The organism is Burkholderia vietnamiensis LMG 10929, assembly GCF_000959445.1.
GTDB classification, from domain to species: Bacteria; Pseudomonadota; Gammaproteobacteria; order Burkholderiales; family Burkholderiaceae; genus Burkholderia; species Burkholderia vietnamiensis.
Window position 1 is genome coordinate 1823711 of sequence record NZ_CP009631.1, and the last position, 14942, is coordinate 1838652.

A 14942-nucleotide genomic window follows, 5' to 3' on the forward strand; every position below is an offset into this window, starting at 1 on the left:
CGCACGATCGCGCCGCCATGCAGAGGATTCATGTTCACCAAGGGGTAGTCGATGTCTGCGATTGAATCGGTTCTTCACGAAACCCGTCAGTTTGCGCCGCCCGCGGCGCTCGAGAAGACGGCGACCATTTCCGGCATGCCGGCCTACCGTGCGCTCGTCGCCGAGGCCGAGCAGGACTACGAGGGCTTCTGGGCGCGCCTCGCGCGCGAGAACCTGAGCTGGCACAAGCCGTTCACCAAGGTGCTCGACGAGCGCAACGCGCCGTTCTGCACGTGGTTCGACGACGGCGAGCTCAACGCGTCGTACAACTGCCTCGACCGTCACGTCGAAGCCGGCAACGGCCAGCGCGTCGCCGTGATCTTCGAGGCCGACGACGGCACCGTCACGCGCGTCACCTACGCCGAGCTGCTCGCGCGCGTGTCGCGCTTCGCCAATGCGCTGAAAAAACGCGGCATCGGCAAGGGCGATCGCGTCGTCATCTACATCCCGATGTCGATCGAAGGCATCGTCGCGATGCAGGCCTGCGCGCGCATCGGCGCCACGCACTCGGTCGTGTTCGGCGGCTTCTCCGCCAAATCGCTGAACGAACGGCTCGTCGACGTCGGCGCGGTCGCGCTGATCACCGCCGACGAGCAGGCGCGCGGCGGCAAGACGCTCCCGCTCAAGAGCATCGCCGACGAAGCGATCGCGATGGGCGGCTGCGACGCGGTCAAGAGCGTGATCGTCTATCGCCGCACCGGCGGCAAGATCGACTGGCATGCCGGGCGCGATCTGTGGATGCACGAGCTCGCCGACGCCGAGTCCGACCACTGCCCGCCAGAATGGGTCGGCGCCGAGCATCCGCTGTTCATCCTCTACACCTCCGGCTCGACCGGCAAGCCGAAGGGTGTGCAGCACAGCACCGGCGGCTACCTGCTGTGGGCCGCGCAGACGATGAAGTGGACCTTCGACTGGAAGCCCGACGACGTGTTCTGGTGTACGGCCGACATCGGCTGGGTCACCGGCCACACGTACATCACCTACGGGCCGCTCGCATGCGGCGGCACGCAGGTCGTGTTCGAGGGCGTGCCGACCTACCCGGACGCCGGGCGCTTCTGGAAGATGATCGCCGACCACAAGGTCAGCGTGTTCTACACCGCGCCGACCGCGATCCGTTCGCTGATCAAGGCCGCCGACGCCGACGACAAGGTCCACCCGAAGAGCTACGACCTGTCGAGCCTGCGCATCATCGGCACGGTCGGCGAGCCGATCAATCCGGACGCGTGGATGTGGTATCACAAGCACGTCGGCGGCGAGCGCTGCCCGATCGTCGACACCTGGTGGCAAACCGAAACCGGCGGCCACATGATCACGCCGCTGCCGGGCGCGACGCCGACGGTGCCCGGTTCGTGCACGCTGCCGCTGCCGGGGATCATGGCCGCGGTGGTCGACGAGACGGGCCAGGACGTGCCCAACGGGCAAGGCGGGATCCTGGTGGTCAAGCGTCCGTGGCCGTCGATGATCCGCACGATCTGGGGCGACCCGGAGCGCTTCAGGAAGAGCTACTACCCGGACGAGCTCGGTGGCGGGCTGTATCTGGCGGGCGACGGCACGGTGCGCGACAAGGACACCGGTTACTTCACGATCATGGGGCGCATCGACGACGTGCTGAACGTGTCGGGCCACCGGCTCGGCACGATGGAGATCGAGTCGGCGCTGGTGTCGCACGAGCTGGTGGCGGAAGCCGCGGTGGTCGGCCGGCCGGACGACACGACGGGCGAGGCGGTGGTCGCGTTCGTGGTGCTCAAGCGCTCGCGCCCCGAAGGCGACGAGGCCGCGGCGCTGGCCAAGGCGCTGCGCGACTGGGTCGGCAAGCAGATCGGGCCGATCGCGAAGCCGAAGGACATCCGTTTCGGCGACAACCTGCCGAAGACGCGCTCGGGCAAGATCATGCGGCGCCTGCTGCGCTCGCTCGCGAAGGGCGAGGCGATCACGCAGGACACCTCCACGCTCGAGAATCCGGCGATTCTGGAGCAGCTCACCGAGGTGCGGTAAACGTTCCTGTCGCGCGCGTTGCGCGCACGAGCCCCTGCGCGGCAATCCCGATTGCTCCGCGCAGGGGCTTTTTGCTAAATAACGGCATGACCGTTTCGTCCCGTCCGGCGCGCGCTGCGCCGCCGCCCGTCCCAGAGCCGCTCGCGCGCGCCCATGCGCGCTATTGGCGCTTCAACGTCGCGCTGATCGCGGTGCTGATGACGATCGGCTTCACCGTGTCGTTCGTCGTGCCGTTCTTCGCACCCGCGCTCGCGGGCATTCGCTTCGCCGGTTTCAGCCTGCCGTTCTACTTCGGCGCGCAGGGGGCGATCCTCGTGTACCTCGTGCTGATCGTCGTGTACATCGGCCTGATGCAGCGCGCCGATCGCTTGCTGCGGCGCGCGTACGACCAGCATGCCGCGCATGCCGACGACGTCGGAACCGGAACCGGGCGCTGATCCATGCTCACGCATCGACTGATTCGCGCCTACGCGCTCTACACGCTGGGTTTTCTCGGCTTCGTGCTGCTGCTGTGGCGCATCGAGCGCGCGACCGGCTCCGGCGTGTGGATCGGCTACGTATTCCTGTTCGTGCCGATCGCCGTGTATGCGGTGATCGGGTTGCTGTCGCGCACGTCCGATCTCGTCGAATACTACGTGGCCGGGCGGCGCGTGCCGTCCGCGTTCAACGGGATGGCGACGGCGGCCGACTGGCTGTCGGCGGCGTCGTTCATCGGGCTGGCCGGCTCGCTCTATGCAACCGGTTACGACGCGCTCGCCTACGTGATGGGGTGGACGGGCGGTTTCTGTCTGGTCGCGTTCCTGCTCGCGCCGTACGTGCGCAAGCTCGCGCGGTACACGATCCCGGACTTTCTCGGCACGCGCTTTTCGAGCACCGCGGTGCGGGCGCTCGCGGCGGGTGCGGCGATCCTGTGCTCGTTCGTCTATCTGGTCGCGCAGATCCAGGGGATCGGGCTGATCGCGACGCGCTTCATCGGCGTCGATTTCGCGATCGGGATCTTCTGCGGACTCGCCGGCATTCTCGTGTGCTCGTTTCTCGGCGGCATGCGTGCGGTCACGTGGACGCAGGTCGCGCAGTACGTCATTCTCATCAGTGCGATTCTGGTTCCGGTGTCGCTGATCGCGATGAAGAACGGGCTCGGGCCCGTGCCGCAGTTCAATTACGGCAAGCTGATGGAGCGCATCGCGGCGCGCGAGGCGCAGGTGCGCGACGCCGCCGACGAGCAGCAGGTGCGCGCCGAGTATCGCCGGCAAGCCGCGCTCGTGCAGGCGCAACTGGATCGCCTGCCGGCGTCGTATGCGGACGCGCGCCGGCGACTCGTCGAGCAGCTGGCGGACCTGCGGCGTCACAATGGGCCGCTGCGCGAGATCAACCAGCGGGAACGGGAGCTTGCCGACTTTCCGCGCGACCCGACGGCGGCGCGCGTGGCGTGGGGCCAGGCGCGCGACGACCTGCTCGCGCGGGCCGAGCCGCCGGTGCCGATGCACGCGCCGTTTCCCGCGGCGAGCGAAGATGCGCGCAAGCCGCGCGAGCGGAATTTTCTTGCGCTGCTGTTGTGCCTGTCGCTCGGGACCGCGAGCCTCCCGCACATCCTCACGCGCTACAACACGACGACGTCGGTGGCATCCGCGCGGCGCTCCGTCGGCTGGACATTGTTCTTCATCGCATTGTTCTACCTGAGCGTGCCCGTGCTCGCGGTGATGATCAAGTACGAGATTCTGACGAACCTCGTCGGGCGGCCGATCGCGGAGCTACCGGCGTGGGTCACGCAGTGGCATCACTTCGAACCGGACCTGATCAGCGTGGTCGAGGTGATACGCGACGGTATCGTCCACTGGTCGGAGATCCAGATGCAGCCGGACATGGTCGTGCTCGCTGCGCCGGAGATCGCGGGCCTGCCGTACGTCGTGTCGGGGCTGATTGCGGCGGGCGCGCTGGCGGCGGCGCTGTCGACCGCGGACGGGTTGCTGCTGACGATCGCGAACGCGTTGTCGCATGACGTCTATTACTGCATGGTCGCGCCGCACGCCACGAGCCAGCGGCGTGTGACGATTTCGAAGGTGCTGCTGCTTGGCGTGGCGCTGTTCGCGTCGTATGTCGCGTCGCTCAATACGGGGAAGATTCTGTTTCTGGTGGGCGCGGCGTTTTCGCTCGCGGCGTCCAGTTTCTTTCCGGTACTCGTGCTCGGTGTGTTCTGGAAGCGGACCACCACGCGCGGTGCAATCGCCGGGATGGTGACCGGGCTCGCGGTGTGCGTGTATTACATCGTGTCGACGTATCCGCTTTTCACGCAGCTTACCGGGTTTGCGGGGCCGACCTGGTTCGGTATCGAGCCGATCAGTTCGGGCGTGTTCGGCGTGCCGGCCGGGTTTGCGGTGGCGATCGCGGTCAGTTTGGTCGATCGGGAGCCGGATGAGTATACGCGGGCGTTGGTGGATTATATTCGGCATCCTTGAGGGGGAGGGGCGCCCCATCTTGGTTCGCGAAGTTTGCGGACCAGGGGAGACGCCTTTTAAGGATACATATATTCGGTGTGATGCCCGATGAACTTGTCTCCGACAAATTCGAAGCAGAAGTTTCCTTCTTCGAACGACCGGTAGACCAATATTGCGCCTCTGATGCAAACCTTGTTGCTGTTTATAGAGTAACTTATCTGCCCTCCGTCTTTGGCTGTTGGGCGGCCGTGCATGAATCCGGAAAACGAGTCAATTGGAAGTGGGTATGCCAATCCCGATTGAGTGTCGATCGCGACAACCGACTTTTGGTGGTATTTCTCAAATTCCGGGCGCGCTAAAATTATGTAGTGACCGTTGAAATTAGCGGGTGCCGAGTTCAGCGTATTGTTGTATGCGGCGACGTGCTCGTCGTCACAAAAATTGATTGGGCTGTATTGGAATGAGCATTTTGTCAACTCCGACGTTGCGTATGCAATCTTTACTCCGGTGTATGCGTGATTGCGCTGTGAGTTTGACGATTTTGCAAAAACATCGGGCAGAATGAGGGAAGTGATTGTCAGGATGAGGGTGATGAATAATTTTCTCATTTCTCTGTCGGGCTGGATTCCGGTGAGGATTTATCGAAATTTTTTGGTGGGGATCGTGTAGGTGCGGATCCTTGTCAATGGTGTGCGGCTCGTGTGACGTTAATTTTCGTAAGATTGGCTATCGATTGCTGGCTCAATTCACTATTTTTGAAGCAGCGTCTTTAAATAATCAACCCGCTGTTTTGTTATCGTAGTGAGGCATTCTTTCGTAATTAGGCTGGAGCCGATGCCTTGAGATGCCGACGCCTCAGCTGCAACATACCCAGTACACTGCTTGCTCCGGTAAGCGAGCCAAGCTTCCTGCGCTTGCTGAAGCTCGTTCTTGTATCGTGTGGATAAGTATAATTTTTGATATGTCGAATTTAATTCGGTTTTTGATTTATTTAGTTCCGCATTGATGCGTGATAAGTCGTCGTACGCATTCCCATTGTTGATGGCTGCGTCGGCAAAAGCGATTGCCGGTAGGGCGATAAATGCAAGTGTGATGGTTTTCTTCGTGATATTCATCGGGTGTCGCATTTGTGTTTGTGGCCTGGGCGGGAATTTTGCGAGGTGATATAAGGCAGAATAAATCAGAAGGCGCGTACTTTTAATTGGTGCATCCTGGATTCCGGGGAAATGTGTCAATTTCAGGTTTCGAGTTGCTCTGGCTGAGTTCGTCGCAGTTCGAGGCTGCCATCGATGGCTAGTGGATGCAATTCGAAATGAATTTTCGTAATTTCACCTCATCTACTCCTAGTATGTCTGGATGCTCGGGGTCTCGTGTCAGATCCAATGCTTGCATCGAATTCTTATCCAAGTTTATCCAACCGATAGTAACTTGTTTGTCAAGATTGTCGGGGCTATCCGCAGCGACGTACAGTCTGATGCTATAGACTCCGTTAGCCGCATCGGCAATATCCACGTGAATGTCTTTCTTGTTCACCGCAACATGCTTGAGCGGAGGTACAACCAATTCTCTTAGCTCGTTTTTGCAGATATCGGCTCTGGCATGGGCTCCGCATGAAATGGTCAGGAGTAGGGGGAGCGTTGCGATTTTGTAAAGAATCCTCATGTTCGATGAAAAGTGGATTTGTGGTTCACAGTGTTATGAAGCGGAGTAGCCCGTATCACCTAACGACTCGATCGGTGACTTCGACAGCAGGCGGGGCTGTTTTTCCGAGACTGCTGATTGGTGTGAGCCGCGTGCGGTGTTCCATCTCCCAATCACGCCAGACTCGAGATCAGGTGACAGCCGCACGTAGCGCGATGGCCATGCCGTGCGATCGGGATGCCGTCGTCCGTCATCGACGGGTCGCCTTCCTCGATGAGGTTCGGTGAGACATCTGGATGCTGCGGGCACGATACGCGGTCGCCCTTGCGGGCGACATAGCGGCCGTCGAAGCGCATCGAAGTTGACGCTGTTTCGACCTTGCCGCCGTGGTCCGTGTCGTCACCGATACGAATCAGGTCCATCACGTCAGTCCTTCGTTTTCCGAGAAGAGGCTTCAAATAGTCAACTCCCTATCTAAGTGGCGCAGGCAATAGTTCGTGTTTAGGCTGAGTGGGCATCGCGGAATTTTGGAGTGGTCGAATGCTAAATGAAATCATGGTCTGATTTTATTGTCGGGATAATTTATGTCGATACATTTCACCCATTTTTCGATAATCTTCCCATTTTTCGCTATGTAGCGAAATTTGATATATCCATCGTGAGGGCTTCCCAGTGTTTCAACTTTGTCGCCAGCTATTAGGTACGCCTTTCCTGCGGCTTGAGGGAGTGGTCGGTCATAGAGGTACGCACGTTCGCTCACTACTAAAAAATAATTATTGCTTTCGTGATCAGCAGCGGCTTTCCATGAGGGAAGTGTTCTTTTGGTGATGGTTGTTAAACTATTTTTGTCCGATTCGCTGAGGCCAGAGAAATAGGATCGGTTGTTGACTTTTTTACCATCCTCGATGAAATTAATGCTGCCGTCTCTTTCTACAACATAGATCGTGTCGTAGCAATATGGATCCTTTTCTCCGGCTGATGGTTGCTTGTCGAGCAATATAAATGTGCTTTGATCGATCATCTTTTTATCCGCCGGTTTGCACATGGAATGCGATGCCATGATGTCTGGCACCATTGGACTTAGATTTTCCGAGAAAAATGATCGGGGAAAACGGCGGCCAATCTCAAGGCCAATAACCGATCCATTGCGAGCAACAAACCAGTTCTTATTGTCCTGCTCAGAACAATTGCATGAACATGATACTAACGTCCAACTGCTATTTTTGTTCCAAGAAATCTGCAGTGGTGCATTCGGGCACAGGTTTTTTGCTTCGTTGGTGATGGTCGTTGTGCATTCGTCACCAGGCCCACATTCAACGGTATCGTATTTTACCTCCGCTATTGCATTTACGGCACTTGTCGCGATAACAATTACGAGCAACAGTCTTATTAATGATTTTTTACAATCCGCAGACATTTTTATCCGCCTTTCCACTAAGTAATTTGAAATTGATGTTGTCTCTTGGCATGGGCTTCTCACCCTTGACTGGTGGGTGTGGGTATGGCTTCTGTTGTATAATTCCCATTCGCCGGCTGGTGGCGTCGAATATCCATTTAGGGTTGGCTGTTTTGGCTCTCTCTTGAACTGCGATTTTAAGAAGTTCTATCTGTGTGGCTGGTTTTTCCGTGGCAACGCGTTCTGCTATCTGATGCGATGCTTTGCTTAAGTCATGCTGCTGTACGCATAAATCATAGAGGGCGCAGTAGGTAACGAGCTGCACGGATTTCATCAGGTCGGGGCGCAGTTCCCGTAAGAGCTTCAGGCAGCTTAGAATATCTTGATGATATTTTGCTGCCTCTTTAATTTGAATCTCTTGAAATTTTTCATTCGATCCGATGGCCTTGAATGTTTTCTGCCAATTATCCCTATTGCTATTTTGTTGCGCAATCGCCCAATTTTTTTGGGCGGCGAAATCCCCGCTTATTATCGCGCTCCAGATGGCTTGATAATTCGTTCCGGGAGCAAATGCAGCTTCAAACGCTTGAGGGTCGGCATCATGCATCTTTTTGAGGACGGGGCCAAGCGTATTCATTCCAAAATTCCACTGGATCAGTCCAAACGACATGCCCATGCCGTCAAAATTATCGGCGCATCCGTCAAATTTTGGATTTCCGTTTTCGAACGATGCCGAAATAAATAGTGCGATCCGCTGGGCCTCAACCAACGGAATGCAGTCTCCATCGCCGCACGCGAAATTCCCAATCAACCCGATCGGATGAAAATGCCATGGCTTCGGCTCTTTCGGAAGAATCGTTGCGTCGATCCCTTGAACCTCTTCCCACCACTGGAGCTTCTTTATCCGCTCCATCTCGTTCTGCCATTTCCATGGCACGAGCTTCATGTAAGGCGTGATGTCCTCCCACTTGCCCATGTTGCCGCCCCATTCGCTCTCGCTCTTCACGACAATGTGCGAGATCGCTTCGGCCAGCCAGGGCATTTTCTGCGCGTCCGCCAATTCCGCTGCGGTCACCTTGCCGTCGTGGTTGGTGTCAATTGCCTTTTCGAGCTTCTGGATAAGGTCGCTGGTGGCCAATGCGTCCGCACTAGGCTTGAAGTTGTCCTGATCCTCTCCCATGGCGAGCCCGGCGACAAACAGATACCGCTTGAACATATCGACCATCGTGGTCGAACTGTTATCGACGAGTTCGAACCCCGGCCAGTCCCACGGACTACACAGCGTCACCTTGGGGTGGTCGCGTTCGCGCGCCCAGCCTTGAAGCGTTCCACCGTCTTTCGTGCCCAGGGTCACATTCCACCAGCGTATCGCTTTTCCGCTCGCGTCCTTGTCTTCTCGGGCAAAGTTTTGCGGGCCAGGCTTCTCGAGTTCGACGATCTGGAACACGTTGCGAAAGTCCGCTGCGGGTCCGTCTGCCTGACTCACTTTTAGCGGAAAGTCTTTCCAACCCTTGATGGGTGCCGTGGTCAGTTGATTGATCAGCACCACGCCGCTGTCAATCCAAAAGGGGCTCCCGATCGGCGTCTCGATGGGCTCCGGCTTTTTCGCCGGCTTCGGCTTGTGCTTTTTCCCGGTCCCAGCCGGAGCAGGGGGCTCCGGCTGCGGGGCAGGCATCTTGACAGTTTTGGGCTGCACCTTGACCCACCGCGATTTCGAATCGCTGACCGGCGCCAGTTTCAAACCAGTCTGCTGAAGAACGTAGTCCGGTTCCCGGACCTTCGTTACCAGTTTTGCGCCGGCCAGAATTTCCAAAAATGGCTTTTCCATACTCGGATCTGCCTCTGACAACTCTTTTGCGCGTAACTGGCTCTTGGCAATGAACGTCGGAAGGTCGGGACCCGCAAAAACTTCGAGGTGCAGCAATGGCCGCGTCGGCAGCGGAGGAGTGTGCTTCGCTTCTCTGTACCGTTGGTATTGTCCGATATGCGCGACGATGTCTCCCGCTTTGACCGGGTATGGCTTCTTGAGTACAACGACCTTATCGACGGGGCCCGACTGAGGAATCGGCTCGAGCTCTGAGACAAAAACGTAACCCCACTTCAGTTGTACATCAGGAGGCTGCCCGACGATGGGGCCAACCGGATCCCCTTTAATGATCTTCGTGATTTTTGCCCAACCGTTCCGGCCGCCATTATCCGCCTCATTCACGGTCAATTCCGTCCCCTCGGGTAGCAACCCGAGCAACTTTCCGTTCGGAATAATGCGAACCCGGACCCCTGATACTGGTTGGGGAAGCGAATCGTTCCCGTCTGGTTGCGGCAATGAATCGTCGCCCGCCGCGCTGGGATCGACCGGCTTCGGTTTCGGAACGCCCTGCGCGTTTGGTTTCAATGCTCGATACGAGCGCTCCACTTCGAGATACGGCGGAAGCGTGAACTGCGACGCCTTGGCAGCCGCATTGTTCGTTTTGGTCTCATCAAGCATCGCCTTATACGTTTTCCAGTCGAGCGTATGCATGTACAAACTGAAGAACGTCAGCGTTTCACCGGGCGGCGGCCCGGACGGCGCCGGCGACTTTGTCGGAGCGGGGGCCGGAGGAGTCGCATTGTTTCCGGAGGCGGGTGCTGTCGGCGCATTCGACGGTGCCGGCGCGGGTTCGGGCTTTTTCGGTGCGGGCGGCAATTGCAGTGTATGGCGGATCAGCACAAAGCCGCGCGAGTACAGCGCGTGGCGCTGGTCCTGATAGGTCAGCGTGGGGTATTCCTTGTCGAGCCGATAAGCGACGACCTCTCCCGTGGCGATTGCCCGTATTCCCTCGTCCTGCTTCAGCGCTTCACCTGTCTTCTGACCGAAGTGAATGCCGCCATGCCAGATCCCGCTTGCTCCCAGTGGATAAAAGCCGTCCTCTGCAGTCGCAAGCACCTGCATATAGGTGAGGGGATCCGTGGTGTCCGGAGCTGCACCTCCCTGAGTAGAAGGAGAAAACGGATAGCTCCATGCAAGTGGCGTGTACGCCGGCTTGGCGTCCGGCTCAGGCTTTTTCGGCGGTTGTTTGGGAGGGTGCTTGTCCGTCATGTCAGATTGAATCGCAAGTCGTTATCGTGCATCAGAAGCCGGCATCCGCTCAGCCAGAAAAATCGTCCGCGTAACCGCCGTGTTTGGACACCGGCGTACCGTTTAGTGGGTCTCGCAACGTCATGGTCGACGCACCGGGCTTGTCCCAGGATGCGCATTTTTCGAGAATCTGGCCCGACGTCCCGTTTTCGATCATGTTCGGCGTGATCTTGATATACGAGGAGCCGACGTTGAGAATCAGTTCCTTTTCCGCGCGCAGGATCACCCGCCCTGACGCGCTCTCGATCTTGACGTCCTGTTGTGCCAGCATTGTCAGCGCATCGGTTTGAGCTTGGATCTCGATCGCGCCTTTCGTCGCGAAGATTTTCACTCCCAGGTTTTGGGCGTACAGGCTGATCTTGTCCATTACGCTGGCGAGAAACGACTTCCCGGCTGCGAGGTTAACGTTTTTCCCCGCCACCAAATTGACCTGCTGATTAGCCGATGTGTGAATCGATTGATGGCTCGACAGTCCGATGCCGGCCGGGCTCGACAGTAGCAGCGCGGGTTTTGCAAAGCCATTGGCGTTCCCCGTCCCGCCGCCAGCGGTGCGCCCGCCTTTTGTTGCAGCGGGCACCGTGTGCTGCGTCATCTCGGTAAAGGCTTTCAACGCATCGCTGCCGTCCTGCAAGCTCTCGGCCCGATTCGTTTCGCTCGCCTGCGACACCGTTTCGAGCACGGCTTCCGAAGCCGCGAGCTGATCGGTCGCCGCGGACACGTTCATTGGTTGTACTGCGGCGGGGTGGGTCGAGATAGACATACCCTGAACGGCCCGGATCGCACCATGAGCCTCCGATTTGAGGTCGAACCCACTGCCCACGAACGACCCCCGCGTGTTGTCGCTCTGTTCGATCAGATAGCCCAAATGCAGGTGCGAACTGTAGCTCGACGAGTAAAGGTGGACCCGGTTCTGACCGGTAGCATCGTCCATGACGAGCTGGTTGAAGCCGTCGCCGCCATACTCACGCGAACGAAACCCGGACAGCAGGCCGTGCGTGTGCCACATCGGCATCGTCGCGCCCCCATGCAAACGCGACACGATGACGGGCCGGTCGCAGTCGCCATTGACGAATCCGAGGAGCACCTGATCACCTTTGCGCAACGGGAAGTAGCCGCCGCGCTTCGAGCCTGCGTCCGGCATCGCCGCGCGAATCCACGACGTCGACTTTGTATTGCGATCGTTCCGGCTGTTCGACGTCCGGACCCGCACGCGATTGCCATCGTCCGTGGCGATTTCTTCGTCGCTGTCGGTTACGACGATCGCCGTCTGCAAGTGCATCTCCGGCTTCTCATGCTCGAACGGGCTGCGGAACGGCGTCTTGCGGCGTTGCGCTTCGATCTCGACGTGGAAGAATCCGATACCGCCATCGCGGTGGCTCACAGTCGCGCCGGCCCCGGCCGCCTTCACCTGTTCGATCTCGCTGCGCAGGCTGCGCGGGAAGCGGGTGAGGGCGTCCATTCCTGGCAAGTTGTTTTGAATCAGCCAATCGCTCGCGATGATCGACAGCTCGCGCTCTTCGTCAGGCAATGCGTCGAGGACGGGATGCCCCGACACTTTGAACCAGTAGCCGGGCAGCGCGTAGCGGGGACTACCGATCGCAAAATAGCGCTTTGCTCTGGACGCCCATTCCTCGGTTCGAATACGCGCCTGTTGTTGTCCGGCATCGGATTCGGCCCAGGTCTGTGAGCCGGTATATAGATAATCCTCGCCTTGGCCCGGCAGATCTTCCAGGTCGGCCGCCGGCATGCTGATTTGTTTGTCGAGATCCGGGCGCTTGTAGTCGACGGTGCCGAGCGCAAGCGTTGCGCTTTGTGCATCTTGCTGCTCGCTCAGCTGCGTGAGGCCATCGAAATCCTCGTCGGTACCCGCGTGGCTGAACTTCATCTCCGAATTCGGCAGTGACGGCCCGAAATACAGGTCGTCCATCATCACGACCTTGTGCGACTTGCCATCCTTCGCGAAATCGAAGCGCGCAAATACGCCGACTTCCTCCAGGCTGCGATGCACGAAATTCCAGTCGGTTTCCCACTGCACGCGGTGCGAATACGAGCGCATCGCCGCGCGCAGTTCCTGCCCATAGTTACCGGAAGCCTGCGGATGCTTGTCGAACACGTCGGTGAGAATTTGCCAGCCGCTCGCTTCCTGCCAGTCGCGCCGATCGCTGCTCAGCTTCAGAAAGCTCAGCCACGAAGAAAACTGAAGCTGGAAATACGAGACGCTCCCGTCGTTTCCGAGGCGGCGAGCCCGCTGCACATAGCCATGGATCGGCAGATAGCCGCCGTCGGTCTGGCGAATCCACAGCGTGACGGGTTGCAGCATCAGCGCGCTGAGCTTGATCTTGTCGCCCATGACGGACGACGCGTCGACGGTCACTTCGAAATTGCGCCCGAGTCGCGCGTTGACCTTGACGTACAGCGGCGTGAGCCAGTCCTCGCCGAGCGGCGTGTCGAGTTTGACGATGCGATCGAACTGCGCGTAACCGCCGCGCAACACCTTCAGCAATACTTCCCCGCTCATGCCATTACCCCGTTTCTCGAGAACGCGATCGTTATCCGACATCCCGGCGCCGGAATTGTGTCAGTGCCAAATGAATCTTTCAAACAAATAACGATTTATTTGGATTTGCTTTCATTTTGGTGCGGAAATCCTAAAAGCCGCGCCTCGGCTGATCGCGCGAAAGATCATATCAAAGGGAATTCAATACGGTAAATGTCCGGTAACCATTTTTGAAAGTCTTCTCGAAACCATCGGGCATGTAATTTTTACTATTTTGTGGCTGTCTCGTTATGTGGTGAGTAAATAATTACCGATTTTCGATGCGGCGTCATATCCCGTCACCGGATGATAAGGGGCACATCGTCTTTCCGTCGGCAACGTCGAGCACGAGTGCGCACGCGCCCCCTACCTGGACGTACGCCAGCATCAGTCACTTTCCTGACCGGAGTTTTCATCCGGATAAGACGGATGGGTGCTTGATATCCTGCCTTTGATATAGGCGATTCGGTTGCGATATGCGTCGAGTAAGCACGCACTGTCTGCGCAGGAATTGCGGACCGTCCTGAGCCATTCGATTTGATCCAGCCGAATCGGGTCCTGATATGAGATTTCTTTCGAATCGGCTTGGCGCATCGCGACGTAGCCACGATTGACGGTTGCATCCAGCTTGAGCAGTTCTCGGTTTCTACAAATGAGAGATGCTCGCCATTCGTGCCGGGCTTACTGCAATCAAAAACTCTCCCTGCATGCGCCGGCGCACGGGTCGAGCGCTCGAACACGTATGCCCAGGAACCGTCGAGGAGTACCAGTTTGTCCGGCGATCACTCGTGCGTAACGAAATTGACCGTTCGCCGGTGACGCCTGCCACGGAGGCTTGGGCGGAAGTAGAGAACGCCGAGCTGCGATGTAGCGACGTACGAAGAAGGTAGCGCGAAGGCGGGTTGATCCACGAAAAACTCAGGCTCGCTTGGCGAAACGAGTGTCGTGAACCAATGAAAAAAGCCCTTGAAGACTCAAGGGCTTTTAGGGTGTTCTGGCGGAGAGAGGGGGATTCGAACCCCCGATAGGCGATTAACCTATACACGCTTTCCAGGCGTGCGACTTAAACCACTCATCCATCTCTCCGGAAGACCGAGAGTATAGCAAACTCTGGTGGCGGCCCGCCAGCCCCTCGATTTCCCGGCAGAGCGTCCCACGCTGGCAGGGCTGCCGGGGCTGGTCATGCGTCTTCGGCCCGCCAGGGACGTCGTGCCTGCCACGGACATTGGCGCTCTGTTCGATCAGGCGACCGATGCGCATCGATCGCATCCAGACGAACACGCATGCAATCGCGCGGCGCACACCTCCAAGTCGACACCCCCCGACGCCGGCTGACATCCACTGCACACTGCACATTGCGCACGCAGACCAATGCAATCCCTTCGCTCTACTGCGCATGAAGCCCGCCTTCATCGTGACGAGCAATTCGACGTACTACGCGGTTCATCACGGCCAGCTTGCCGCGCTTTATTGCCCGATCACGGTCAATCAAGCCAGCCGCCGAGCATTCCATCTTCCGAGCATCGAATGCCCACCGAACCGTCGCGTACCCCCTCAAACCCAGACATTTCATTTCTCTTTCGCATTCGTCGCGCGTGTAAGGTTGTGCGCCTTCCGCAGTCCCGAAAACTGCCCCGATAGCGGAATAACCGCAGCCTTTTCACCACCAAGCTCGCACAAGACCTTACAAAACGAATGGAGATTGTAAAAATCACGTCGCTTGACGCGATGCGCGTCGGCATTTATTGTCCGTCTGCCGTACGTGAGAGAGCACGTACGTCAATC

General features: G+C 58.2%; 9 protein-coding genes and 1 tRNA gene. 3 read left to right on the plus strand and 7 right to left on the minus strand.

All coding sequences use genetic code 11. From position 1 onward, the window contains the following. Positions 1 to 51: 51 nt before the first annotated feature. The 3 genes from acs to AK36_RS18365 all read left to right on the plus strand — a co-directional run bounded on the left by acs (position 52) and on the right by AK36_RS18365 (position 4490). Entirely contained in the window at positions 52 to 2034 is a 1983-nt protein-coding gene (gene acs, locus AK36_RS18355) for an acetate--CoA ligase (RefSeq protein WP_045578934.1), read from the plus strand. Positions 2035 to 2120: 86 nt separating this feature from the next. Then, positions 2121 to 2471, plus strand: coding sequence for a DUF4212 domain-containing protein (locus AK36_RS18360; protein ID WP_011885479.1), 351 nt, complete (start codon positions 2121 to 2123; stop codon positions 2469 to 2471). 3 nt (positions 2472 to 2474) lie between these two features. Then, complete coding sequence (locus AK36_RS18365) at positions 2475 to 4490, plus strand: sodium:solute symporter family protein (protein ID WP_011885478.1); 2016 nt, start codon at positions 2475 to 2477, stop codon at positions 4488 to 4490. A 56-nt stretch (positions 4491 to 4546) separates the two neighbouring features. Here AK36_RS18365 and AK36_RS31340 read toward each other — a convergent pair whose 3' ends face one another. The 7 genes from AK36_RS31340 to AK36_RS18390 form a co-directional block, all read right to left on the minus strand. After that, positions 4547 to 5077 (minus strand): hypothetical protein, encoded by a 531-nt coding sequence (locus AK36_RS31340; RefSeq protein ID WP_080484201.1) that lies wholly within the window; start codon positions 5075 to 5077, stop codon positions 4547 to 4549. Positions 5078 to 5218: 141 nt separating this feature from the next. Continuing rightward, the gene (locus AK36_RS31345) at positions 5219 to 5584 is read right to left on the minus strand and encodes a lysozyme inhibitor LprI family protein (protein WP_072465541.1); all 366 of its coding nucleotides are present in this window, start codon (positions 5582 to 5584) and stop codon (positions 5219 to 5221) included. 699 nt (positions 5585 to 6283) lie between these two features. Beyond that, positions 6284 to 6535 (minus strand): PAAR domain-containing protein, encoded by a 252-nt coding sequence (locus AK36_RS18375; protein WP_034194581.1) that lies wholly within the window; start codon positions 6533 to 6535, stop codon positions 6284 to 6286. A 128-nt stretch (positions 6536 to 6663) separates the two neighbouring features. Continuing rightward, complete coding sequence (locus AK36_RS33065; protein WP_124259907.1) at positions 6664 to 7527, minus strand: hypothetical protein; 864 nt, start codon at positions 7525 to 7527, stop codon at positions 6664 to 6666. Further along, the gene (locus tag AK36_RS18380) at positions 7511 to 10582 is read right to left on the minus strand and encodes a lytic transglycosylase domain-containing protein (RefSeq protein ID WP_174479787.1); all 3072 of its coding nucleotides are present in this window, start codon (positions 10580 to 10582) and stop codon (positions 7511 to 7513) included. Before AK36_RS18380 ends, AK36_RS33065 begins: the two co-directional genes overlap by 17 nt. A 49-nt stretch (positions 10583 to 10631) precedes the next feature. Continuing rightward, positions 10632 to 13139, minus strand: a complete 2508-nt coding sequence (locus tag AK36_RS18385; RefSeq protein ID WP_045578936.1) for a type VI secretion system Vgr family protein — start codon at positions 13137 to 13139, stop codon at positions 10632 to 10634. Between the two features lie 1013 nt (positions 13140 to 14152). Continuing rightward, positions 14153 to 14243 (minus strand) — tRNA-Ser (locus AK36_RS18390). Positions 14244 to 14942 lie beyond the last annotated feature (699 nt).

What these genes read in the sequence shown, in the direction of transcription:
- acs (WP_045578934.1), top strand. Translation starts at nt 52, where the DNA reads ATGTCTGCGATTGAATCGGTTCTTCACGAAACCCGTCAGTTTGCGCCG.
- AK36_RS18360 (WP_011885479.1), top strand. Translation starts at nt 2,121, where the DNA reads ATGACCGTTTCGTCCCGTCCGGCGCGCGCTGCGCCGCCGCCCGTCCCA.
- AK36_RS18365 (WP_011885478.1), top strand. Translation starts at nt 2,475, where the DNA reads ATGCTCACGCATCGACTGATTCGCGCCTACGCGCTCTACACGCTGGGT.
- AK36_RS31340 (WP_080484201.1), bottom strand. Translation starts at nt 5,077, where the DNA reads ATGAGAAAATTATTCATCACCCTCATCCTGACAATCACTTCCCTCATT.
- AK36_RS31345 (WP_072465541.1), bottom strand. Translation starts at nt 5,584, where the DNA reads ATGAATATCACGAAGAAAACCATCACACTTGCATTTATCGCCCTACCG.
- AK36_RS33065 (WP_124259907.1), bottom strand. Translation starts at nt 7,527, where the DNA reads ATGTCTGCGGATTGTAAAAAATCATTAATAAGACTGTTGCTCGTAATT.
- AK36_RS18380 (WP_174479787.1), bottom strand. Translation starts at nt 10,582, where the DNA reads ATGACGGACAAGCACCCTCCCAAACAACCGCCGAAAAAGCCTGAGCCG.
- AK36_RS18385 (WP_045578936.1), bottom strand. Translation starts at nt 13,139, where the DNA reads ATGAGCGGGGAAGTATTGCTGAAGGTGTTGCGCGGCGGTTACGCGCAG.